Genomic DNA, 24,560 nt, shown 5'->3' with positions numbered 1-24,560 from the left:
GATGTTCATCCCTTTTTGCGTATTATTATTTCGCTTGTGTTGCGATAACAAATTTAAGGTTGTTCTTAACTCCTATTTGGAGTACATCTACTAACTCTTGTATCTGTGAGTCAAAAGGTATTCTTACGACTACAGCTTGGTCAGTGTGCGTTCCCATCTGTGCTAATAACTCTCCTTCTAGTTCTGATAGGGCTACTTCTTTTTTATTGATGAAGTAACGCTTATCTTCTGTGACAGAGATACTGATATGTTGTGTTGTCGTCTTCTCGTTATTTGCAGCCTTCGGTAACATCATCTTAATAACATTAGGATTAGCTAAAGTAGAAATAATCAAAAAGAACAGCAGTAAGAAGAACATAATATCACTAAGTGAAGAAGTCGCTACTTCTGCTTGGAATCGTTTGTTTCTTTTAATTGCCATTTGGTCGTTGTATTGCATTTATAAATTCAAGAATAGCCTTCTGAGTCTTTAATAAATAATTGTCAATAGATGAGTTTAGAAGGTGATAGATAGCATACGCTATAATCCCCACGACAAGACCAGAACCACTACTAATCATCTTTTCATATAGACCTCCAGAGATATTAGCGATACTGATGTCTTCAGAGATAGAGATATTATAGAAGATCTTGATAACTCCTAAGATAGTTCCTACGAAACCTAAAGTAGGTGCTATACCTGCGATAAGACCTAAGTGGCTTAACTTTTTCTCCATCGTACCAATCTCAATAGTCGCTACGCGTTCCATATTAGACTCTATCTCAGAGATAGGTCTTCCGATAGACAAGGTACCTTCTTTAATCACACGTGATAATGCACTGTCTTCGTTGTCAAGCGTCATTTTTACAGAGTCAAGTTGTCCTGTTTGTAATAGAGCAACGACGTTACCCATTAAGTTCTTATTTGACTTAGTCTCTTTAGAGATATATAAATAGCGCTCTATAGATACATAGATTGTATATAATAGTAATAGGACAATAGGAATCATAAATACCCCTCCTTTTAAGACAAAGTCTAAAGCTGATATTTCAGATTGTTGAGTAGTAGTTTCAGCAAGATTAGTTGCTGCTTCTGTAACAGCGTTAACAGGGACTTGTAAGAATGTAAACATTATTTGTACGTTTTATAATCGCATCAAATATAGAGATAAAATTAACTTACTGTAAGAATGTTTTTATTCTATGCTTAAATTTATACAAAGTATAACAGTCTATTGCGAAAAGAATATCTCTTAGCCCACTTATTAGTCTTTCTGATCTATACTAATGAATCTACTAAGAATAGAAATAGCCAACCCAAATAAAGCAATAATGGCAAAGGCAGTCTTCAATGAATATTGTTGTGCGATAAAACCTATGATAGGAGGGCCTAAGAAAAAACCAAGAAAACCAATACTAGTGACTAATGTTAACGCTTGCTGAGGTGGCATAGATTTATTATGTCCTGCAAGGTTATAACACATCGGCACGACAGCTGATACTCCTAAACCTACCACCATAAAGGCTATAATAGTAGAATACACGCCAGGGAACATTACTGAGGATCCTAAACCTATAAAGAGTAGGATGCCACATATAAGTAGTGTCTTCTGTTCTCCAAATCTTCTAACCGTAAAGTCAGATATAAAACGACCACTTGCCATCGCAAACATATAAGCTGTCAGCCCATATCCGATAAGGTGTACAGGTGCATGCGTGATATGCTTCATATACTCACTAGACCAATCTGTCATTGTTCCTTCTGCTACCATCGCAAAGAAGGCTAATAACCCAAGCATTGTTAAGTTCTTATCAGGTAATTGAAAGCCTTTCTTTTCTTCTTTTATAGGGCTTGTGCTTTGTACTTCTGTTGTTTCAGGAATAAGATATTTAAACAACAAAAGTGAGACTACTATTCCTACAGCAGAGTAATAAATGAAGTGTTCTAAAGGAGGAACATAGCTACTAATCATTTCAGCACCTAACCAAGAAGCAGCAAAACCTCCTATACTCCAAGTACCGTGTAGTGAACCAATGATTTGCCCTTTGTATAGTTTTGAGACTTTAATAGCCTGTGTATTGATAGAAATATTAGTGATATTACTGATTGCTCCGAATAAAACTAAGTTGACTTTTAGTTGCCACAATACATCCCAATAACCAATACCGACTAATAGTACTAAGTAAGTTAGCAAGAAGAAAAGTGTTGCTTTCTTACTTCCTAATAACTCGATAATCTTACCCGCTATCGGAAGCGTGATTAATGTACCTATAGAAATATATAATAATACGAAGCCCCACGCAGAGTCATTCACTCCAAAAGCTTCTTTAATAGTAGGAATACGAGATGCCCAAGAAGCTGATATACCTCCGAAGATAAAGAATAATACAGTGACTGCTATACGGGCTAAGTGTTTTGGCATAAGGTTTTATTGATTGTATGGTGTATTGTTTAATAAGGTACAAAGATATTAATAAAAAAAACGGTCTGTATTCGCTACAGACCGTTGAGGTATTATTTATTTCTTTATTGCCTTAGCAATGCTTTCTAAGTTGTGGTTGAAGTCCATCAGTTGACTTAGCACTTGAGCCGTTTGATTGTCCTTGCCAGCCATTCCTAGCTTGTTTTGTTTAAGGAAGATATCTTTAATAGCTTCCCAACGTTTACGCTCTGTATCAGATAACCTATTTGCAAGCTCTTTTAACTTCAGCAAGTTTGCTTCTGTATCAGAAGTTAAAGTCTGTGACTCGTTCTCATAGTGCGTTAAGATTAACTCGTCTATCTCGCTGTCGTTCATCAACGGGACTATGCGACTCATCATCTTATTCATATCACGGTACGAACCTTGTAATTTAAAGGCAGGTTCGACTCTATACGCATTGTCCATACTTGCACTTAAGATATACTGTTGGTTTACCTTTAACACGATATCCCTTACACTTATGGCTTTTTTCAACACAGCAGTGAACTCTTCTATCTCTTGTCCACTGAAGTTGCCTTCTAAGTGTAGTGACTCTTCTGACTTAGTCTCAATGTGATTGATTAACTTATAGAAATCATCAAGAGAGTTACTACTCAACTTCTGTAAGTAAGTGTTCTCTGCTATAGCATTCTCTAATAAACTCAATTTAAATAAATGTTCTGTACTACCGATTACATCTCCTAAGTTATAGGTGTCAGCACGGTTAGCTAACATATCAGGTATCTGAAACTTCTCTCCTGACTCTGTATAAGGGTTACCTGCCATAATAATACAGAATCGCTTACCTCTTAAATCATACGTTTTACTTTCTCCTTCGAAGATACCATCCATCTTACGCTGTCCATCAGCAAGCGAAATAAACTTCTGTAAGAATTCAGAGCTACAGTGCTGTATATCGTCTAAGTAAAGCATCACGTTATCTGCCATCTCAAATGACAAGTTGATTTTCTTCAGCTCTTCTCTAGCCCCCGAAGTCTTCGCTTCTGTTGGGTCAATAGAAGTTATCGAGTGTCCGATAGTCGGTCCGTTAATCTTCACAAAGTGAAGACCTAATGCATTGGCTAAGTACTCCATTAGAGTAGTCTTACCGTATCCAGGAGGAGATACTAATAATAGCATTCCCATACGGGCAGTACGCTTACTATCTCCATGTACACCGATCTGCTTCGCTAAGTTGTTGCCGATTAAGGGGAAGTACACCTCATTAATCAGCTTATTACGTACAAATGAAGTTAGTACACGTGGTTTTAACTCATTTACTTTTAGTGATTTCTTATATTCACTAAGTAGCATATCCTTAGTAGCGATAAAGTCAGTGAACATCGGTACACTCTCTGTCTCAAATATATCCAACTTACGCATATACTCGTGATAATCTAAAGTATAGATATCATTGATGATTAGAGCGTGGTTACCTTTTAGGTTCTTTAAGACGATGCTGTCATTACTTTCTTTTAAAGTATAGTTATACTGTTTCTCAAATAACAACAAACAACAAGTCTCATCGATGTACTTCTTGTATTCGGCTACCTTAGGTTCATTGTCAAGGTAGGAATATAACCAGTTTTGAATCAAATAGAATGCATCAAGTGTACTTAAATTAGCATCGTTTATATCATTCTCAAAGGTTACATTGGCATTCTTTTGTTGCAAGAAAGTAACGAACTGTTTCTTTAATTGAGAAGCCTGTCCTGCTTTAGTAAAGAATACTCCACCAGCAAACTCATCGAATAAATACTTCGCGATGTCTTTCTTATAAGCCATTGTACGCATAGGAGATTCCCACTGCGCGTATAGTTCTTCTAACTGATTTAGGATGTACTGATAGTTTGCGCTATTAGGGAATACTTTCTGTACAGCACTTGCACTATTAATACTTTTCAGGATAGACTCTCTAAGCTCAGTCTCTAATTTATACCAGAATATCTGTGCAGATACACGTATTGCAGGAGCATAGGTAAGAATGCCTAAGTCTACTTTTAATTTTAATAGAGCTTGAGTAATTTCTTGCCCATCGAAGTCGTGTACTCCTTTAAGGTATCCCTCTGAGTAGTTCTGTTCTGTTCTGTATTTAATTGCCTCAGCTATATCTAATGCAGGATCTTTTTGAAGCTCCTTGTAGATTTGATACGCTAAGTATTCAGCTCTATAGACTTGATTGTTTTCAGAGATGATATCTTGATTCCATATTGCTCTATACGAGTATATTTTATCATCAGTAATAGGGTAGGAGAAACTCGTACCTGTCAAGTGATAATATAGAATATCATTACGTCTAACGATCGTTAAGTCTAATGGTTGTTTATTGACTAAGAATTTATGTGTACCTAAGCTAATGATATTCTCTCCATCAGCGAATAAATCTTGCTTATCTCTAAGGGTACGCAGTGCATCTTCTTGACTTGTTTTTACACTGTTCTCTAAGTTCTCTGACTTAGATACATCGCCTAAATCTTTCAACTCTATAACTAACTGACGTACTTTATCAACCATCAAGTCAGTAGAGAAGAACGCTAGTATCTCTTCTTTTGATTTAAAAGAAGCTGATTTGTTTTCTATGTTCTTTAAGATACGAAGACCGATCTGTTCTAATGAACTTGTACGTCTGTTGATCTGTTCGACTAACTGTGTCTTACGAGTATCAAAAGCCTTAGAGACTTCCTCGCGTTTATCTGCAATCTTTAAGATGAAATCATCAAAGTCTGCAAACTTACTCTCAAGTTCTTCTACCTGTACACTTACCTTAGAGTGATACTCATCACACTTCTCAGGTGAGTTAGACAGCTCTAAGAAGTTGATAATACTCTGATCAAGTAAGGTCAATTGCGCGTGAAACTCTGCGATAGATTCATTGGTACGCAGTGAGTCTATCTTTCTCTTTAGCTGTGAACGCACCTCATTAAGTGATGCAAAGATGACAGAGATCTTCTCTATAATCTTTGTCGCTTGAGTAGTGTCCTCTATCTTTAAACTGTTTAAGATATCAATTAGCAATTCTAACTCTCCTGAGATAGCCTTACAGTTCTCATCTATAACATTAGCATCTATAACCTTGGTTACTTCGCCTACTTTAGCTTTCTGATCAACTACTTTTTGTTCATATGGGACTAAGGCCTGCTCTTGTAGTAAGAAGGCTATTGTCTTAGCAGATAGAGATTCATTGGTTTTGCCTAACTGCTCTTGGTATTTATCTAAGATCGTTAAGTCTACATATTTTGTTTGACGTGCACTGATGACCTCACCTAATAGCTTTCTGTTCTCAGCTAATAAATGTACTAATCCCTCAAGTGTATCACTCTTAGCATTCTTTACATTAAAGAGTTGCTTGTCTACCTTTTCCTGTAATTCAGTAAGTAGGCTAGAGGCCCTTTTGCGTTGCTCCTGTACTTTTTCAAACTCATCTATTGCAGTATTAGCGATATTTCTAATCTGATCAAGTGGTTCGTTTAAGTTCTTAGTTTCTTTGGTTTTAATCCAGAAATAAGCATCTATAATGTCATTCGCTTTTTTAGCGATGTCACCATATAATCCCTCATATGAATCTTCTTTATCGATGAGGTGGATGATTTCTTGACATTCAGCCATCGCTTTCACGATGTCTTTATTCCCTATTTTGTATAGGTGATTCTCTTTTTGCTCTTTATTCTCAACTAAAGTAGCCGTATATGGAGTTTCCCATATTTGTACTACATGATGTCTGACTGCTTCATTCTCTGAGCGGAAGTAAATCAGTTTACCATCGTTAAACAAGGTGAAACCACTACATATGATAGGTGTTTCGACAGACTGTTTAATGATGTTATATGACATCAGTGTGTAGATATTATTCTCTGCTTGATAGAATAGGTATAAGAAGTCTTCTCCATTATGAGATGGAATCATTCTAACGAACTCAAGATTCTTGACACTGTTATCAAATATCTTATAGTCTCCATTCTGCAAGTAATATCCATTAGAGAAGATGATACCTTGCCCATCAGGTAGCAGTATTCCTGTCTCATTTAGAGCAGGTACATTGATAACCTGTTTGGTTCTATTGTTAAAGATAAAAGCACGGAAGTCTTCTTGATACGGTTTGATACGTATCGCGATGAAGTTACCTAAATCTGCATAAAAATAGTCCGCATCATCTAATTGCTGATCTATATTTAGTACAGGCTCAGAGTAAATTCCTTGTCCTTTATCTGTATTATCTTCTATTTTAAAAGTAATATCTCCTCCGACAGCTTCTATAAATACTTTATCTTGTATAGAGATATGTGGGTGTACCCCTAGGCGTCTGTTCTCAAGATTAGTCTTAATCCAATTAAATTCAAACTGAGGACTTTTAACTACCTCGTGAATGCTTCTGTCATCTTGATAGATTAATTGTCCATCTTTAATCAGCCATTTAAAAGCCTTTAAACTATCAGCATTCTTACTTGTTTGGAACACCATATAAAGGTAATTCTCTGTCTTCTTAAATCTGCTGAAGATAGAGTCTCTGTAGTATTTATATAGGTTTTTATAATCATCAACGAAGTTAGCATCATTGATAAAGTCTAAAGAGTGCGGTAAGAATTGATTGTCTTCGAAGCGATAGATACTAAATACATCACTTAGTTGAATGTCTGTTTTAAGCCCAAAGTGTACGTTATACGCGAAGATACAAATGTTGTCAAAGGCGATAATACCTCTAGCAGTACAGTTGTTCTCTGTCGTAATACGTTGATTAGCGATAAGCTTTAGATCTACAGAAGTAAATACCTCTTTACGGTTATCATTAAGTGCATTTAATCGTGTGATTAAATCTCCTTTTTGTGCCTGAAGCCTTCTCTGTATTATCTCATAAGTATTAGAATCAAGTGATTCTATATGTTGGTTTTCTAATTCAGCCATATATAAAGGATACTTTGTATTAGAAATAACATCTAATACGCAGGTAAATTAAAAATGGGATAAGTATATTACCTCAAACTGCAATTGTGATTTACTGAATAAATCCTTCTTTTGCCTATTTAAGGTATTAGATAAAGTCACTCTTCTCCTATGAGAAGAGTGACCTATATTATTTATGATAATTTCTTGTTACCTATGCCTAATGTCTGTACTGCATTAGCAATAGTGCCAAGTAGTCCCATATTATCTTCAGTAGCGTTTTGTTGCATTTTGAAAACTAATGAAGCGATACTAAGATTCTTTAAATCTTCAGTTGTGATATTAAATTGTTCAGCGTAGTATTTAATATTGTTAAATAACTCCCCTTGACTAATAGAAGATCCATCACCTAATAGAGCCATTTTAATATCTTGAGCATTCTGACTCTTGTCAATTAATTGGTCAAATCCTTTCGCACGACTTACTTGGTTAATTATATTCTCGAAGAACATTGTTTCTCCACCTACGATATCAATCTTAGCTGTTTGAAGCGCAGAAGACAGTACATCAGCTTGTGACTTAGCAATATCTTTTTGGATATTAATAGCAGCAAGTTCAACTTCTTTTTCTTTCTGAAGTTGTAGTTTGAACTCTTCGTGTTCTTTACCTACACCATCCATTTGCTTCATAGCATTTGCTTTTTCTTTTAATCCTTGAGCATCTGCTATCGCTTTTTCTTTGATAACTTCTGCTTCCGCTAATCCTTCTTTTCTCTTTGCTTCAGCTTTTGCCTCGATACCAACAGCTTCAGCAGTAGCGATACGTTGTATTTTAGCCGCATCTACGATACTTTGTTGCTCGATAGCTTCTGCTTTTGCTTTGATTACTTCAGCTTCTGCAAGACCGATAGTCGCATCCTCACGAGCTTTCGCATCTGCAAGAATCTTACGAGCCTCTGCTTGTTTAATAGATGCTTCTTTCTCTGCTTCAGCTTCTATCAGCATTTGTTGAGAGATTTGCTCTTGAGCAGCTTTTTTCGCTTCAGCATCTTTTACAGTTCTGATTAAGTTCTCTTCTGCTATTCTGCTTGCTTGTGTGATACCTACTTGTTTCTCTCTATCTACAGCACGGAATGCCTCTATATCTTTTATACCTTGTTGTTCCTCTACCACACCTTTTTCTAGTTGTACTCTTTCGCGGATAACATCTTGTATCGTTTTTCTCTCTTCCTCTACAGCTCTTTCTTTATTGATCTGAGCTAACGTTACGATACGCTCTCTCTCAGTCTGTTCTAAAGCTCTGTCTTTTTCTACTCTTTCTGTCTCTACAGCATCAGTACGCTCCTTATTTTTAGCAGCGATGATTACTTGACGAAGTTTATTCTCTTCTAATATAGCTAAGCTTTCTTCAGTAGCGATGCGTACACTCTCTGATTTAAGACGTTCCTCTTCGCGTACTTTTTGAATTTCAGCTTCTTCACGAGAGCGAATATTATCTACTTCTCTACGTTGTTTTTCTTCTTTCTCAGATAACTGTCTTTCAAGTTCTAAGATAGCCTCACGTGCTTCTACGTCTTGCTTCTTAATCACTTTTTGCTCATCTCTACGGATAAGGTTAGCATTGATGTTTTGTAATGCTGTAAGCTCTGTAATCTTCTTAATACCTTCAGAATCTAAAATATTTTGAGGGTCTAAGAACGAAATATTAGTTTGTTCTAAGTAGTCAATAGCACAGTCATCAAGGATATATCCATTTAAATCCTTGCCAATGATATTAAGAATCTCTTCTCTAAACTCTCTACGAGCCTCATATAATTCGATAAACTCAAATTTCTTACCTACTGTTTTTAAAGCTTCTGAGAACTTTGCTTCGAATATGTTACGCAACGTTTCTACATCACTTGCACGCTCACATCCTAATGTTTGAGCTACGTTGATCACATCCTCCATAGATTTATTTACTCGGATAAAGAAAGCTACTTTTATATCTGCACGGATATTATCTTTACAGATAAGACCTTCATTCTGCATTCTATCGATTTGTAGTTTTTTTACAGAGATATCCATAATCTCCATTTTATGAAATACAGGTACTACATAAATCCCTTTATTAAAAGCAACTTTTGTTCCCCCAACCCCTGTTCTAACGATTGTTTTACCCTGTGGTATTTTCTTATAGAATGATGCAAGAATTGCAAAAAATAATAATACTAATAGAAAAAGTGCACCAATAATAATAGCTATTAAGGTTCCAAAACCAAACTCTCCCATCGCTTTTTAATGTTTATAGTTAATAATGATATTGTGTTATTATGTTTTTCTTACTTGGAATACATTGTCTGTATCTGATTTTTTTGTGATAATGACTCTGTCTCCATATTTTATTTGACTACCGTCTAGACTTGTAACTAATATTTTTATTGGATCTTGATCGACTACAATCTCCATATTACCGTGTTTACTCTCAGCAATACTTGATAACATTATTCCTTCTCTCCCTATAAAATCAATAGCAAGCTCGCCGTGATATCCTGTGTTTTTTAGGAACTTCACTAGCGGTAGTGTAGCATAATGTGTAAGTATGATCGCTAAGAATGAAAGAGGAATAAGAATGACTACAGACCAAAAGCCCATATTGACTACCTTAGGTATTGTTGTCGTTAATAGAGTACCTGCCCAAGTAAAGAACTTAAAAATGGTAAGGATTATCATAAAGGGAATCTTACCGACATTCATAAACTCAAGTATCTGCATAAAGAAGCTAGGTTGTCTTATATCTATGTGATCAGCTACATCTACTTCCTTATCGTGAATGACATCTATGTGATTCTGTTGTAAATCAAAATCTGTGTCTACATCAGCGTCAATGTCTACATCGATATCTATCTCAGGATTGACATCCATGTCAATATCAAAACCATCAAAACCTCCTAATACAGCTGACATTATCCAATAAACGAAGCTTATCCCCATAAGAACACTCATTATAGCGTTAGGCAAGGGATTAAATAAATGATGAATAATTTCTGTCATTATTTGTCTTAACGTATAGTGTTATTTAATATAAAATTCAGATAAATTATCTAACCAAAGATAGTTTAAAATAATTTATTGTTATGTATAAAAGTTATGGATTATAGTGTGTTCGTGTAATTTTATCTCTTTTGGATACGCGTATTAACAAAAAAAGCGAAACATTGCTGTTTCGCTTTAAACTGTATATTTAACCCAAAATCCGCGATAGACATATAAACGAAAAGTAATTATACAAGATAGGTCTGAATTAGGCGATACAAGCATACTATAGTATGGTTTTAGAGCTAATGAAAGAGCTATGAAGTAGAATTGCTTTGTCGTATTTGGCTAATGTAGATTTTGGGTTTAAGTTAGTTGTTAACTAAGTCCTTCTATTAATCCATCTACTAGAGCTATTTTAGTAGCTTGAGGCATTTTTGGAAGCCCAGGCATACGCATAATGTCTCCTGCTATAGCTACGATAAATTCTGCTCCTCTGTTAATAACGATATCATTGATTGTTATAGTGAAGTCTTTTGCTACTCCGTAAGCTGTCGCATCAGATGAGAAGGAATATTGTGTCTTAGCTATACACACAGGGTAGTGATCCATAGGCGTGTTTTTAAGCTGTGCTAATTTTTTCTTAGCCATAGGAGCAAATTCTACGTGAGCTGTGCCATATATCTTTTTTGTGATGTGCTCTATCTTCACTGCTATCGTGTCACTGTCTTGATAAGGGAATTGAAGTGCTTTACTTGGATTGTTGGCAATAGTGTTGACCACTACTTCAGCTAATGCTTTAGCACCTTCACCACCTTCTGCGAAAGCGTTGTTTATCGCAAAACCAATATGATTATCTTTACAGTATTGCTCTACTATTTGTAATTCTTCTGCATCATCAGTCGCGTACTTATTAAAAGCAACTACTATGCTCTGCCCATAAGATTTGATATTCTCTACGTGCTTCGCTAAGTTCTCCAGCCCTTTGCGGATACCTTCTACGTGCTTCTGTTTAATCTCTTCGATAGCTATACCACCATGCATTTTTAAACCTTGTGCAGTAGCAACGATTACAGTAAGTTTTGGTTGTAAACCTGATTTGCGACACTTGATATCAAAGAACTTCTCAGCTCCAAGATCAGCCCCGAACCCTGCTTCAGTAATCACATAATCCCCATAACTCATCGCCATCTTAGTAGCTATAACAGAGTTACAGCCGTGGGCGATATTAGCGAATGGGCCTCCGTGTATAAAGGCAGCTGTATTCTCCGTAGTCTGTACTAAATTTGGATTAAGTGCATCTTTTAATAACACAGTGATAGCACCTGCTACACCTAAATCCTTTACAGTAAACATACTTCCGTCATATCTGTATCCTAATAGGATATTTTCAATACGACGTCTTAAGTCGTTAATATCTGTAGATAGACATAGGATAGCCATAATCTCTGACGCAGGAGTAATATCAAATCCCGATTCTTGAGGTACCCCATTAGCGCTTCCTCTTAGACCTGTATTGATGTATCTTAAACTTCTATCATTTACATCAAGTACTCTTTTCCATAGCACCTCTTTGATTCCGTTTTCAGCAGATCTATTCTGATAGATATAGTTATCAAATAAGGCACTGATCGTATTATGAGCTGAAGTGATGGCGTGAAAGTCACCTGTGAAGTGAAGATTAATATTCTCCATCGGTAATACTTGTGCATATCCACCACCTGCAGCACCACCTTTCATTCCAAAACACGGACCTAAAGATGGTTCTCGTAGTGCTACGATTGCTTTTTTACCTATTTTATTTAATCCTAATGCCAGTCCTATAGATACAGTAGTCTTACCAATACCTGCTTTAGTAGGCGTGATAGAGGTAACTAATATAAGGTTAGACTTGTTGATATTCTCTGTATGCATCTCTTCTAATGGAACTTTAGCCATATATTTCCCATAAGGAATTAGAGACTCTTCATTCACACCGATAGACTGTGCTACATCTTGTATTTTTTTCAACTCACTTTCGCGAGCGATTTCGATATCTGTTTTCATTTATACGGATAGTTTGTGTTATTATGTGTGATTGATTTTTTTCTTTATGGGAAAGGCCAGTTTTTATCAGCAGCTTCCGTACTTATTTTCGAAAGTTCTTCTTCTGTAATTTTATAACGATTGATTAGTTTTTCCCTATATTGCTTCATTAATCTTTTTTCGGCGTCAAGTGAAAGATTTTTCTTTTCAGTTTCTTCAATTGCCTTGTCTTGACTGTTTATTAATTCATACCAAATTGTTTTCCTTTGACTTTCTTCTAAGCGTGTAACGATGTTTTGCTCAGCAACTATTTTTGGTAAGTGAATATATATATCTGGCGATGTATCGTTTTTGGCTTTAGAAAGCCACCCTATCCATTGAGCCATTCCACTTTGTAGATGTTCCTTGCTCTCATATATTTTTATATCAAAAACATTAGGTGTTTTAGCTGGATTATCACTATTGTTTTCAATAGATGAGTTGTAAAAAAAGTAAAGTAGATGTCTCAATTCTTCTTCACTAGCTTGCTCATCTCCTAATACAACTAAATCTAATTTGTAACGTATTTTGTTTCCATATTCCGTAATATCAGAATTAATTATTTCGTAAGGAATATATGTTTCTATTGGTTTCTTATCTGATTGCTCTTCTTTGTTTTTGCAACTAAATAAGAACAAAGAGAATAATAGACATAAAATTATGTTTTTCATAAGTTGATTCTTTAAGAGTAGGTTATTGAAGAGTAAAGATAAGATTTTTATAAAAATGACATCTATTTTGTTTATTTGATGAACTTATTACTAATATGAAACCGTGTGGTATAAATTATAAGGAAATGTGTAATGAAAAACAGGTCTTTTAAAGTTTAAGATAATTTGCAACACCTAATTTTACATTGCTTCTAAAAAATTAAGTAATTTATTAAATTGATAGCTATGCGTTGAAATTGATTTAATAACTGAAGTGTTTTATTATTTTTTATATCTAAATAATAACATATATCTTTGTAACTATAATAATAGATTATTTTATAAATGAAAACTGAAGCGCAATTAAAAGAAAGAAGTGGTAATAAGTGCGAATTATGTGAGGCAACAGGGCATTTAAATGTTTATGATGTACCACCAGCAGCGGCTAATGAAGCAGATAAGGAGATTTATATTTGTGATACTTGTTTAGAACAAATCGAGAAGAGAGCAGAGTTAGATCCAGCACATTGGCAATGTCTAACTACTTCGATGTGGAGTGAGTTCTCAGCTGTACAGGTAGTAGCTTGGCGTATGCTTAACCGTTTCCGCAATGAGAGTTGGGCAGCAGATAGTTTAGAGATGATGTATTTAGACGATGAATTATTAGAGTTCGCTAAGCTTACAGGAGACCATACAGGTGATGGAAGTGTAGACTTACACAAAGACTGTAATGGGAATATCTTAGTAGGTGGTGATACAGTAACTTTAATCAAGGATCTAGATGTAAAAGGATCTACCCTTAACGCAAAAATAGGTACTGCGGTTCGTAATATCCGTTTAGTACACGATAATACAGAGCAAATAGAAGGAAAGATAGACGGTCAACAAATCGTAATCTTAACCAAATTTGTAAAGAAGCAAGCATAGTTAATTACCAACGATATATAAACCTCTTAGTGTTAAGCTAAGAGGTTTTTTATTTGTATTTTGGTTTGGGTGAGTCCATAGTGAGTCCATAATGAGTCCATAGTGACTCCATTAAAAAGGTTATTTTAATGGAGTCACTATGGATACACGATGCTGTCAATTTGCTAACGTGAATAATGTATGTGTAAACAGGTCCACTACTACTGTTAGTACTATGGTATATTTGGTGAATTATGGATAAGTAGCAAGAAAAGGTGGTGAATTTGCTATTGAATTAAACCCAAAATCAGCGATAGACAAATAAACGAAAAGTAATTATACAAAATAGATCTGAATTAGTGATAAAAGCATACTATAGTATGGTTGTAGAGCTAATGAAAGAACTATAAAGTAGAATTGCTTTGTAGTATTTGACTAATGCGGATTCTGGGTTAAATATTGATCAGTAATTTAGTAGTATAATCTTAGGTAGAAAGTATGCTAATGTGGTGTTTCACTATATATAAGAACAATACTTATAATAGGTGATAAAGTTACATATAGTTTAGCTATTCTAAAACAGGGTGTAGTAAGGATAAATTCGTTGATTAGAATAATATATTTTATTGCAAATCAAGCCATTTAGGAATGCTAAATTCTTCTAATAGATGCGCCAGTTTGGTGTTTTTATAGGTGTCTTTTGTTAGCCATTTGACTTCTGCTATTTCAGCTGCAGGTTGTAGATCTGTGTTACTTACTATTAAATGATAGATGTGAGCAGTGACTATTGTGTCAGGCTCATTGACGGCTGTGGTGCTATGTGTTCCTAATAGTATAATGTCTTCAGAAGTTATAGTAAGGTTTAATTCTTCATTTAGCTCTCTGATTAATGTCTGCTCGGGTGATTCTCCCTTTTCTATCTTGCCACCAGCCATCATATAATAGGTAGATGCAGTTTTACGAACTGTTAATAAGCGATTGTCTTTATCTGTGATTAGGGCAGAAGCTAGATATAGGATATTAGGTTTAGTCATTAATGTGTGTTTTTGGTAGACAAATATACATTCTTGTGATTAGACATTTAGACTTATAGAGGTGTTAATTAGTAGAATAGCTTCTCAAGTACTGATTTTGGTTGTGTAATTTCGTTATAAGGATGAGTATTTTGTATAAAAGTGAAATATAGAGTTATTTATATTTAAATAATTAGCGTTATATTTAATGAAGTTTACTATTTTTACTGCCAAATAGATGAATTAAGTATTAGAGCAATATAAAACTTTAAAAAAAGTATAAGATTGTTTTTAAAATATGTTTTTCATTAAAAAAATATTTTATCTTTATTGTATCAAAGTAGTACTGTGATTCAAAATAGAGAAATAGAGTATTACATTAGTTTAATTTTTTAAAATCCGTAAGCCTGATAATAGGCGAAAATGACATCACAATGGTAAAAGAAGAATTTACTGCATTATTTAAGGGGAATAAAGTACCTAGTGAAATTAAGAGTCTGTTAGAACTACAAGTATCTGAGACAGTTCCATCTTATTATTCGAATGCTATTTATTTAATAGATGAAGATCCGGGTATTATAGAATCTATTTCGGAAGAAGAAGAGTTTGTTAATTCATTTATCCCTTTTGCTGAAGCAAACAGTACTGGTAGTATTTATGCTTTTTGGGTACAGGATAAACAAAATAAAGATTTAAGTAATTGCCCAGTTGTAGTTTTTGGAGATGAAGGAGGAGCTTTTGTCGTTTCAAAAAATGTGAAGGAATTATTACAGATAGCTGCTTATGACGTAGAACCTGTGGTATTTATGGATGAGTTTTACTTCCCTGATTTAGTGGAGTTAATAGATGAAGGAGAGTTTGAGGCATCAGAGTTTAATAAAGAGTATTTAGATTGGCTTCGTACAGAGGCTAAGTTAAAACCTATTCTTACAGTAGAAGCGGTGGATAATATTCTTGCAGATGCTCAAGATCAATATGGAGAGGCATTAGAACAATTTGTAAGCAAGTTTGTAAAATAGTATTATTTTATATAGATATTAAGAGAGGACTTGTTCCTCTCTTTTTTTGTTCTATAGTTTTTTAAAGCTTTTGATAATGAATTAGATAATTCATTATATAAGTAAGTGTAAGTCTATTTGATTACAATAAGGTTTTGGATTGTATCTTATTTTGTTACAGTAATGTTAAAAAAAATAATTATCTTGCGCCTTAAAAGAAATATTATGGAATTTAATCAATTTGAAAATCAACCGCAAGAAATGCGTGAAAAACCTAATAACTATATGGGGTTATCTATTACTGCTACAGTATTAGGGATGTGCTCTATTTGGTGTATTGGACTTGTTTTAGGTATTATTGCAATCGTAATGTCAAGTCAATCTACTAGTAAGTATAATACAGGAGATTATGACGCAGCTGTTAAATCTGCTAAAAACGCTAAAATGTTAGCTTTGGTAGCTTTTGGGATAATATTAATATCTTGGATTTACATAGCATATTCTTTAGTAACAGGAGGTGTTGATGCAATTTACGAGGCTTTTATGCAAGGATATAATTCTGCTCAAAAATAAATAGACTTCGTTAATGAAGAAATGGGTACTTAGGTTTTTATTTCTACTCATTGCATTAATGGGCTTATACTATTACTACCATTTTTTTGGAAGTAGTAATAATGAGGGATTGTCTTGTACGTTCTATAAAGATACAGGATGGTTATGTCCAGGCTGTGGAGGACAGCGGGCTCTTCATGCGTTATTACATGGTAATATTTTAGAAGCTTTACAGTATAATGTGATGATTATTTTATATTTTCCCTTACTTGCTTTTATGTATATAGCATTAGTAGAGGTTTATATAGTAAAAAATAGTAGTTTCTTAGCAAAGTATGCTTTACCTAATTGGTTTGCCTATTTTTTTATAGTAGCTATTTTAGTTTTCTTTATATTGAGAAACATATTATAAACAAAGCCCTTAAGTCTTAGACTTAAGGGCTTTATTTTATTTGTAAATATGGATTACTTTACATTGAATGTTCTTAATTCATTGTTGTACACATAATAGATATTTCCTGTGGCAGGGTCTATTTCGTAGATTGGTTTATTATTGCTAATAGATATCTTATCTACTTCTTTACCATCTTTCTTTCTAACTTTTACTAACTGTGTAGTCTCTCCATCAGTACCTCTTGCGAATACATAAGCATATTCAGCAGTTTGTTTTAAAGCATTGTACCTTTTTTGTACCATAGGCATGATATCACTGTCTATTCCTGTTATAACGGAATTTTGAGCATCCATAGTTTTTTTAGCTTTCTCTCTGTCTTTCTCACTGAATATATAATCTTTACTTTCAACGACTTTACCGTTATTGTCTCGATATGTTACAGAGTAAGTGCTGTTAGCAGTTATACTTTGCTTTGCATTACTAATACTAGCAAAAGTTTTAGTAGCTATAGCAGCTGATTTTAATAAGCGTCTACCTGCTTCTCCAGGTTCTTTATAAGTATTTGCATAAATAACATTACCATCTTGTCCAACTCCAATAACGTCATTTTGACCTACGATACAGATTACTCCATCTATTACTTCTAGACTAGTAATCGTTTTATCATTCTGTACATCTATTTTATCTCCTATCGGTTCTGGTGCATCTGCTGAATTAGGATCAAATTTGTATATTTTACGATTGTTATAAGCTAAGAATACATTTGTTTTAGTATCTTCTCCTACTGCTAGTGGTCTATTCTTATTAAATTTGATATTGCGTTTCCATATCTTTTTACCACTAGTGTAGTCTACCATATTTCCATAGGTATCGGTCAGATAAAGTACTCTATTATTATCTACTTTATCTAAGAAGTATATTTGATCTTCGGAGTTGTCTGCTATTTCAACAAACTTCTTCCATAATAGATTGCCTTCATTATTTACTAAGTTCATCTCTACGTCTGCGATATATAGATAGTTGTTATCAATCGGGATAACACGTTTAATAGATTTTCCTTTAGCATCTTTTTTCCACATCTTCTTTCCGTCTGCATAAGAGTAGAAGTTAAATCCTGAGTTATGAGCAACCAAGATACGATCATTCCAGTCTTCTAAGTATGATAAAAATTTAGTAGAGACGTCACTTTTCCATAGTTTCTCTCCCGTACTCGTACTGATTATGTTTAATGCAGTCTTAGTACTTAATAGTGAGGATGAATTTGTGATAGTGATAATGTTCTGTAAATTTTGTGATAAGATGAAACTGTTTATTTTATAATCTGTTCTCCATACGATATCTCCTGTATCAGTCTTTAAGTGAAACAAGAAACCTTTGACAGTTAAGTAAAGATCATTTTCTACCTTTAATATTTGATCTTCTGATTCGGTACCAGCAGAGAATAGGGATTTAAAAGCTGACATTTTCTCTTGTGTACCGACTTCTGTTGTCCATTTTACAGTTTTATCGATAGGAGTAAGGTACATAAAATTAAAAGCAGTCTCGTTAGCTGTTAGCATTAAGATAGCATTGTCTTCTACAATAAAGTCTGTTTTTATAATTCTAGCCTTTGCTTCTTTAGAGTTGTAAATAACAGTACCATCAATGATGTTTATAATTAAGTCGTTGTTATCTAAAGTTATTCTTGCATAAGGAGAGTTAGGTAATACCTCTATTTCTGTAGCTACCTCTTCAAAATATGTAAGTATACTACCTAAGGTAGTTGACTTAAAGTCACTTTGATAATCTTTTTTGGTAATTTGCCAGGTTGTTTTGTTCTTTGTTGGATTGTAACTTGAAATAACATCTTTGTCTTTTACAATGATATCTCCAGTAGCGGGTACTAAACCGATAGATTCAATATTGTTACCAAATTTGGTAACGACATCAGCTTGACGTTGTGCATAGGTCAAAGTTGTTGCTAAGACAAAAGCACTTAAAAGTATTTTCTTCATATTATATTTTTTAACAAAATTAACTTAAAAAAAGATATGCGTTACGATTTGTATAAAAAAAATAGATTTGGATTACGAAGGGAAGTAGTAGCTTTTAGTTAGTAGAAACTAGAATATTCCGGATTGTGATATCTTTAATTGAAGGGGGGATAAAAGTGTATTTATTGTGTTTTTGTAAATGTGATAGATTTGTTTGTTATTATTTTGTATTGTTAATTATTATTGTAGATTTATATATTCTTCTGAAATATTGTATTTAAAACTGCATTTTTATGTCAGTTTTGTATTTTTATAATCTTTGTAGAGTGGTTGATTGATTTGTCTAATAAACAGTTTAATGTACTTAGTTTACAAAAAAGGTTAAATAAAAAACAAGATAAATATCATATTTAGAGTCATTTGATTGTATGAATTTTGGTATGAGTAAGCTAGATTATTGAAATTATTTCTTAACAGAGGTTTAAGAATTTAGTTAAGTAGTCAATTTATAACTGATTTGTTTAAAGTTTCTGTTTAGAGAAGTATTTAGACAAAATATGCTTCTTTTATGAATTAAGAGTAAGTGGCAAAAAGAAGATTTATTTCTTGGTATGATTAATGTGTTATCTAGTTAATTTAAATGATTGAATTTTAATTTAATATAAACAACAAACAATGAAAAAGGTATTTAGTTTAGTATTCGTGGTATTGTTAGGATTCCAGGTACAAGCACAATCAAAAGGGACAACAAATAGTTCGAAAGATGAGCCACGTGTGATTATTTTAGCTACAGGTGGTACAATAGCCGGTTCTGGTGAATCTTCTACTAAGGCAGCATATACTGCGGGTAAAATTCCGATAGAGAACCTTTTGAATGCTGTACCAGAAATGCATAAGCTTGGTAAAATAAAAGGAGAGCAAATTGCACAGATAGGAAGCCAAGATATGAATGTAGAGACTTGGTTAAAATTAAGTAACCGTATCAATGAAATTTTTGAGAAGAATGAAGCTGATGGAGTTGTGATTACTCATGGTACAGATACACAAGAAGAGACTGCATATTTTTTAGAATTAACAGTTAACTCAAAAAAACCTGTTGTATTAGTTGGAGCAATGAGACCTGCTACAGCAATGAGTCAAGATGGTAATAGAAACTTGTTAGATGCTGTTATGGTAGCTGCATCTCCTAATAGTAAGGAAGCAGGAGTAGTGATAGCTATGAATGAAGCTGTATTTGCAGCTAGAGATGTTACTAAAACGATAACTACTAATATGGCTACTTTCCAATCTAGAAACTTCGGACCTATCGGTTTAATCTTTGATGGTAAAGTAAGTTATTATTACAAGTCATTAAGATCTCCAGATAAAAAATTTGATGTTAAGGGATTAACTAAATTACCTCAAGTAGAGATCGTTTATGGATATGCTGATGCTAGCCCTAGAGCTGTTAAAGCAGCTAAAGAAGAAGGAGTAAAAGGTATCGTGTATGCAGGTATGGGGAATGGAAACTTTAATGCTCCAGTAGGAGAGGCTTTAGCTGATGCTGCTAAGTCAGGTATTATTGTATGTAGAGCAGCTAGAGCTGGTGCAGGTAGAGTGACTTTATTTAATGAAGTTGACGATAAAGCATTAGGTTTTGTAGTAGCTGATGATTTGAATCCGCAAAAAGCGAGAATTCTTCTAATGCTTGCATTAACACAGACACAAGATAGTGGTGTTATTCAAGATATGTTTTTCAAATATTAAGTAAATATGGATTGTAGTAACTAAATATAAGAGGAGCGCTACTGACTTTTTGCAGTTTGAGCTCCTTTTTTAGTTATTTATAAAATCTCAACTAATACAGTTTAGTTATGTTATTACTTGAATTTAGTATCCTGATAGGAATGATTCTTATCGGATCACAGATGAAAGGGATTGGGTTAGGAGTTATGGGAATGCTGGGACTGAGTATTTTCGTATTCGTTTTTGGTATGAAACCAGGTGATCCTCCTATAGACGTAATGCTAGTTATTATGGCGATAGTTTCTACCGCTGCTACGCTACAGGCCTGTGGAGGATTAGACTATTTGGTAAAGTTAGCCGAAAAAGTGATTCGTAGTAATCCTTCGAATATTGTTTTTATAGCCCCTTTTACAGTTTATTTTTTCTGTTTGTTCGCAGGGACGGCTCATTTACTTTATTCGTTATTGCCGATTATTTCAGAGGTAGCTGCTAAGAAAAGAATTAGACCTGAGCGTCCATTGAGTATATCTGTTATAGCCTCTCACTTAGCTATAACGGGTAGTCCGATGAGTGCAGCAACTGCTGCTTTTGCCGGGGCGACTATCTTAGCTTATCCAGGGGCTCTGATTGATATTATGAAAATATGTATTCCAGCATGTCTTATTGGAATATTTATAGGTTGTTTAGTTGTTCTAAAGAAAGGAAAAGAATTAGTAGACGATCCAATATTTATCGAGAAGATGAAAGATCCTGAGTTCGCTAGAAGCTTAGATTCAGAAGATATTGGTGAAGAGAAAGTTCTTCGAAAAGGAGCAAAGACTTCTGTTGTGATTTTTTCTATTGCTGTACTGATGATTGTATTAGCAGGAGCATTTCCACAGTTGTTACCAACATTTGAAGCCGGTACAGCAAGTTTAGTTTTAAAGGCAAATGGAGAATTGCAAATGGTAGGTGTGATTAGTATGGTTACTCTTACGGCTTCTGCATTAATGATGCTTATTACTAAAACGAGCGCTATAGAAGTTACTAAAATGAGTTTGTTTACATCAATGGCAACAGCAGTTGTATCTGTTTTTGGTGTGGTGTGGATGAGTTCAACATTTATGGGGCATAATGAAGTGGTGATTAAAGGATTTATGACTGAGATAGTATCTGCTCATCCTTGGACTTTCGCAATAGCAGTTTTTATACTAGGAGCTTTGATGTTTAGTCAGGCGGCTACTACGAAGACGATGATGCCGTTAGGGATAGCATTAGGGTTGCCTCATCCGGCGTTGATAGCAATATTCCCTGCTGTGAACTCGGATTTCGTGTTGCCAGGTTATCCAACATTATTAGCGGCTATCAACTTTGATAGAACAGGAAGTACTAAGATAGGAAAGTTTGTGGTAAACCACAGTTTTATGATTCCGGGATTAGTAGCTATAGGTACAGCCGTTGCTGCAGGTTTTTTACTTGGTGCTGTACTGTTATAGGTTTTAAATAAAATGAAAGACAAATAAATAATTATAAAAAAGCGCAATGAAGAGAGTTATTTTAGCATTAATGCTATGTACGCAAGTCGGAGTTTTTGCTCAAGAACCTCAGACAACTTTAGATTCTATATCTAAACCAATTATCCCTCTTAATAAACAAAACTTATTAAAGGATGTAGATGTTATTTTTAATACCCGTTTTGGATTTGATAATTATTTCGATAATGGAACTTTCACTAATTCGGAGTTTAATAATAATCAGTTTCGTTTAGAGATTAAAGGTAAGATTCACGAGAGAGTTTATTTTAGATTCCGTGATAGATATACACAACAATCTGAGATAGGTAGTCGTGATCATATTACTAGAGGAACAGATATGGCATTTATTGGTATTTATCTTACACCTAATACTAGATTAGATATGGGTAAGATGAGTGCTGATTGGGGTGGATACGAGTTTGATATGAATCCTATTGACATCTTAGAGTATAATGATCTACTTAATCATGCAGATAATTTTTTGACAGGGGTAGGTATTACACATAAATTGAAAAATGGTCATTCATTTGGATTTCAAGCATTGAATTCTCGTACAAAGACATTTGAAGAGCAATATGTAGGATATGATATTTCTAATCTAGAGAAAGCAAAGATGCCATTAGCTTTAGTGGGGAACTGGAGAGGTACTTTCTTTGATGGTAAGTTTGAAACAAACTATAGTTATAGCTATTTCCAAGAAGCAAAGAATAAAGCAATGAACTATATATCTCTTGGTAATAAATACCAAGATGATAAGTTGACTTTAATGTATGACTTCCAATATAGTAAAGAAGATCTAGATAGAAAAGGGATGATTACGAGTATGGTTAATAATAAAATAGTTGTTGATGATGATGGGAACAAGGGGATGGTAAGCGAGAATGTTGCTTATATGGATAACTGGATTAGAGCTGACTATTTGGTTTCACCTAAGGTTAATCTATCTCTTACTTTGATGACTAGTAATGCTTACGGAAAGAATTTAGAAAGCGATAACAGTGGTATGGATCGTATGAGAACTAGTTATGGATTTATTCCAACTGTACAGTATATCCCATTTAAGGATATTAATGTTAGGTTCTATGTATCTTATATAGGTAAGTATTATAATTATTCTTCTTTGGCTAAAGATAAATTTGGGTTAGAGAATTATAATACAGGGCGTATATCTATAGGATTAGTAGCTCCTTTATTAGTTTTATAATAATATACACTCCTTATATAAAGAGGTATCTATTTATTTAATAGGTACCTCTTTTTTATTGGGATGTGCTCTTCTATATATAAGAATACAAACTTATATATAGACTAAAACCCCCAAACCCCTGTCAGAAGTACATCCACAAGATAAAAACTAAAAAGACTAAAAAAATTTTCATAGCTAAAACTACTGATAATAGTAAGTTAGAAAATACTTTCAAAAAAAGGCAATATAAAGTTTGCAAGTAAGGGAAAAGATGCTACTTTTGCATCCGCATTAGAGAAGTAGTTGCCACGGTAACAACGAATCAAAAAGCAGACGATCATAAACAAAAGTGAAGCAAGTATTACTTAAAAATAAGCTTTTAAAAATTTATAAAAATAAATTTGGATAAGTAGAAAATAAGGTAGTATCTTTGCACTCCGCTTCAGTAAATACGCAGGGTTAGCGAAAAAAGAGAAAGTAAAATTTCTCAAAATAAATTTGGCTAATCAAGATAAGTTATTTACTTTTGCACTCGCTTTGAAAAACAAGTGAGATAAGGAATAGAAGACAACGTTCATAAACATATTGGATTGACAGCATACAAATAAGAGAGTAAGGCAAATCGGAAGATTTGGATTATAGTTTTTAATTTACGAAATTAAAAATATACGATGAAGAGTTTGATCCTGGCTCAGGATGAACGCTAGCGGCAGGCCTAACACATGCAAGTCGAGGGGTATAGAGAGCTTGCTTTCTAGAGACCGGCGCACGGGTGAGTAACGCGTATGCAACCTACCTTATACAGGGGAATAGCCCGAAGAAATTCGGATTAATGCTCCATGGTTTAATTGAATGGCATCATTTAATTAATAAAGATTTATCGGTATAAGATGGGCATGCGTATCATTAGCTAGTTGGTATGGTAACGGCATACCAAGGCGACGATGATTAGGGGTCCTGAGAGGGAGATCCCCCACACTGGTACTGAGACACGGACCAGACTCCTACGGGAGGCAGCAGTGAGGAATATTGGTCAATGGAGGCAACTCTGAACCAGCCATGCCGCGTGCAGGATGACGGTCCTATGGATTGTAAACTGCTTTTGTACAGGAAGAAACCTCTCTACGTGTAGAGACTTGACGGTACTGTAAGAATAAGGATCGGCTAACTCCGTGCCAGCAGCCGCGGTAATACGGAGGATCCGAGCGTTATCCGGAATTATTGGGTTTAAAGGGTTCGTAGGCGGTTTGAT

The 24,560-nt window shown here is 34.3% G+C and carries 17 protein-coding genes and 1 rRNA gene; 8 read left to right on the top strand and 10 right to left on the bottom strand.

Going from position 1 to position 24,560, the window contains the following annotated elements:
* Window positions 1–25 precede the first annotated feature (25 nt).
* The 8 genes from CF599_RS11035 to CF599_RS10995 form a co-directional block, all read right to left on the bottom strand.
* Window positions 26–421 (bottom strand): biopolymer transporter ExbD, encoded by a 396-nt coding sequence (locus CF599_RS11035; RefSeq protein WP_173835546.1) that lies wholly within the window; start codon window positions 419–421, stop codon window positions 26–28.
* Window positions 411–1,112: a MotA/TolQ/ExbB proton channel family protein gene (locus CF599_RS11030; RefSeq protein ID WP_121966085.1), complete on the bottom strand. Its 702-nt coding sequence runs from the start codon at window positions 1,110–1,112 to the stop codon at window positions 411–413. The genes CF599_RS11035 and CF599_RS11030 overlap by 11 nt, the downstream gene beginning before the upstream one ends.
* Before the next feature lie 132 nt (window positions 1,113–1,244).
* Window positions 1,245–2,402, bottom strand: a complete 1,158-nt coding sequence (locus tag CF599_RS11025; RefSeq protein ID WP_121966084.1) for an MFS transporter — start codon at window positions 2,400–2,402, stop codon at window positions 1,245–1,247.
* Between the two features lie 96 nt (window positions 2,403–2,498).
* On the bottom strand, window positions 2,499–7,340 hold the full coding sequence (locus CF599_RS11020; protein WP_121966083.1) for a DNA repair ATPase: 4,842 nt from the start codon (window positions 7,338–7,340) through the stop codon (window positions 2,499–2,501).
* A gap of 173 nt (window positions 7,341–7,513) precedes the next feature.
* On the bottom strand, window positions 7,514–9,589 hold the full coding sequence (locus CF599_RS11015; RefSeq protein WP_121966082.1) for a flotillin family protein: 2,076 nt from the start codon (window positions 9,587–9,589) through the stop codon (window positions 7,514–7,516).
* 39 nt (window positions 9,590–9,628) lie between these two features.
* A complete protein-coding gene (locus CF599_RS11010; RefSeq protein ID WP_121966081.1) occupies window positions 9,629–10,351 on the bottom strand; it encodes an OB-fold-containig protein in 723 nt (240 codons plus the stop codon).
* Between the two features lie 360 nt (window positions 10,352–10,711).
* On the bottom strand, window positions 10,712–12,379 hold the full coding sequence (locus CF599_RS11000; protein ID WP_121966080.1) for a formate--tetrahydrofolate ligase: 1,668 nt from the start codon (window positions 12,377–12,379) through the stop codon (window positions 10,712–10,714).
* 44 nt (window positions 12,380–12,423) lie between these two features.
* Window positions 12,424–13,068 (bottom strand): hypothetical protein, encoded by a 645-nt coding sequence (locus tag CF599_RS10995; RefSeq protein WP_121966079.1) that lies wholly within the window; start codon window positions 13,066–13,068, stop codon window positions 12,424–12,426.
* Between the two features lie 324 nt (window positions 13,069–13,392).
* Here CF599_RS10995 and CF599_RS10990 point away from each other — a divergent pair, with 324 nt between their 5' ends.
* Window positions 13,393–13,974: an alkylphosphonate utilization protein gene (locus CF599_RS10990; protein WP_121966078.1), complete on the top strand. Its 582-nt coding sequence runs from the start codon at window positions 13,393–13,395 to the stop codon at window positions 13,972–13,974.
* A gap of 602 nt (window positions 13,975–14,576) precedes the next feature.
* Here the strand turns inward: CF599_RS10990 and CF599_RS10980 are convergent.
* The gene (locus tag CF599_RS10980) at window positions 14,577–14,987 is read right to left on the bottom strand and encodes an NUDIX domain-containing protein (protein WP_121966077.1); all 411 of its coding nucleotides are present in this window, start codon (window positions 14,985–14,987) and stop codon (window positions 14,577–14,579) included.
* A gap of 413 nt (window positions 14,988–15,400) precedes the next feature.
* Here CF599_RS10980 and CF599_RS10975 point away from each other — a divergent pair, with 413 nt between their 5' ends.
* The 3 genes from CF599_RS10975 to CF599_RS10965 all read left to right on the top strand — a co-directional run bounded on the left by CF599_RS10975 (window position 15,401) and on the right by CF599_RS10965 (window position 16,928).
* Window positions 15,401–15,985, top strand: a complete 585-nt coding sequence (locus CF599_RS10975; protein ID WP_121966076.1) for a cell wall assembly protein — start codon at window positions 15,401–15,403, stop codon at window positions 15,983–15,985.
* Between the two features lie 204 nt (window positions 15,986–16,189).
* A complete protein-coding gene (locus tag CF599_RS10970) occupies window positions 16,190–16,537 on the top strand; it encodes a CD225/dispanin family protein (RefSeq protein ID WP_121966125.1) in 348 nt (115 codons plus the stop codon).
* A gap of 13 nt (window positions 16,538–16,550) precedes the next feature.
* Window positions 16,551–16,928 (top strand): DUF2752 domain-containing protein, encoded by a 378-nt coding sequence (locus tag CF599_RS10965; protein ID WP_121966075.1) that lies wholly within the window; start codon window positions 16,551–16,553, stop codon window positions 16,926–16,928.
* A gap of 53 nt (window positions 16,929–16,981) precedes the next feature.
* On the opposite strand, the gene CF599_RS10960 is transcribed toward CF599_RS10965, so the two are convergent.
* Entirely contained in the window at window positions 16,982–18,904 is a 1,923-nt protein-coding gene (locus CF599_RS10960; protein ID WP_121966074.1) for a PQQ-binding-like beta-propeller repeat protein, read from the bottom strand.
* A gap of 654 nt (window positions 18,905–19,558) precedes the next feature.
* Here CF599_RS10960 and CF599_RS10955 point away from each other — a divergent pair.
* The 4 genes from CF599_RS10955 to CF599_RS10940 all read left to right on the top strand — a co-directional run.
* The gene (locus tag CF599_RS10955; RefSeq protein WP_121966073.1) at window positions 19,559–20,629 is read left to right on the top strand and encodes a type II asparaginase; all 1,071 of its coding nucleotides are present in this window, start codon (window positions 19,559–19,561) and stop codon (window positions 20,627–20,629) included.
* A 107-nt stretch (window positions 20,630–20,736) separates the two neighbouring features.
* Window positions 20,737–22,083 (top strand): anaerobic C4-dicarboxylate transporter family protein, encoded by a 1,347-nt coding sequence (locus CF599_RS10950; protein WP_121966072.1) that lies wholly within the window; start codon window positions 20,737–20,739, stop codon window positions 22,081–22,083.
* Between the two features lie 46 nt (window positions 22,084–22,129).
* Complete coding sequence (locus CF599_RS10945) at window positions 22,130–23,326, top strand: porin (RefSeq protein WP_121966071.1); 1,197 nt, start codon at window positions 22,130–22,132, stop codon at window positions 23,324–23,326.
* A gap of 650 nt (window positions 23,327–23,976) precedes the next feature.
* Window positions 23,977–24,560, top strand: a 16S ribosomal RNA gene (locus tag CF599_RS10940); the annotation flags it as partial.

This window comes from Myroides sp. N17-2 (assembly GCF_002286775.1).
Classification (GTDB): Bacteria; Bacteroidota; Bacteroidia; order Flavobacteriales; family Flavobacteriaceae; genus Flavobacterium.
Note: the sequence above shows the minus strand (reverse complement) of the source record. Positions and strands in the feature narration are given on the sequence as shown.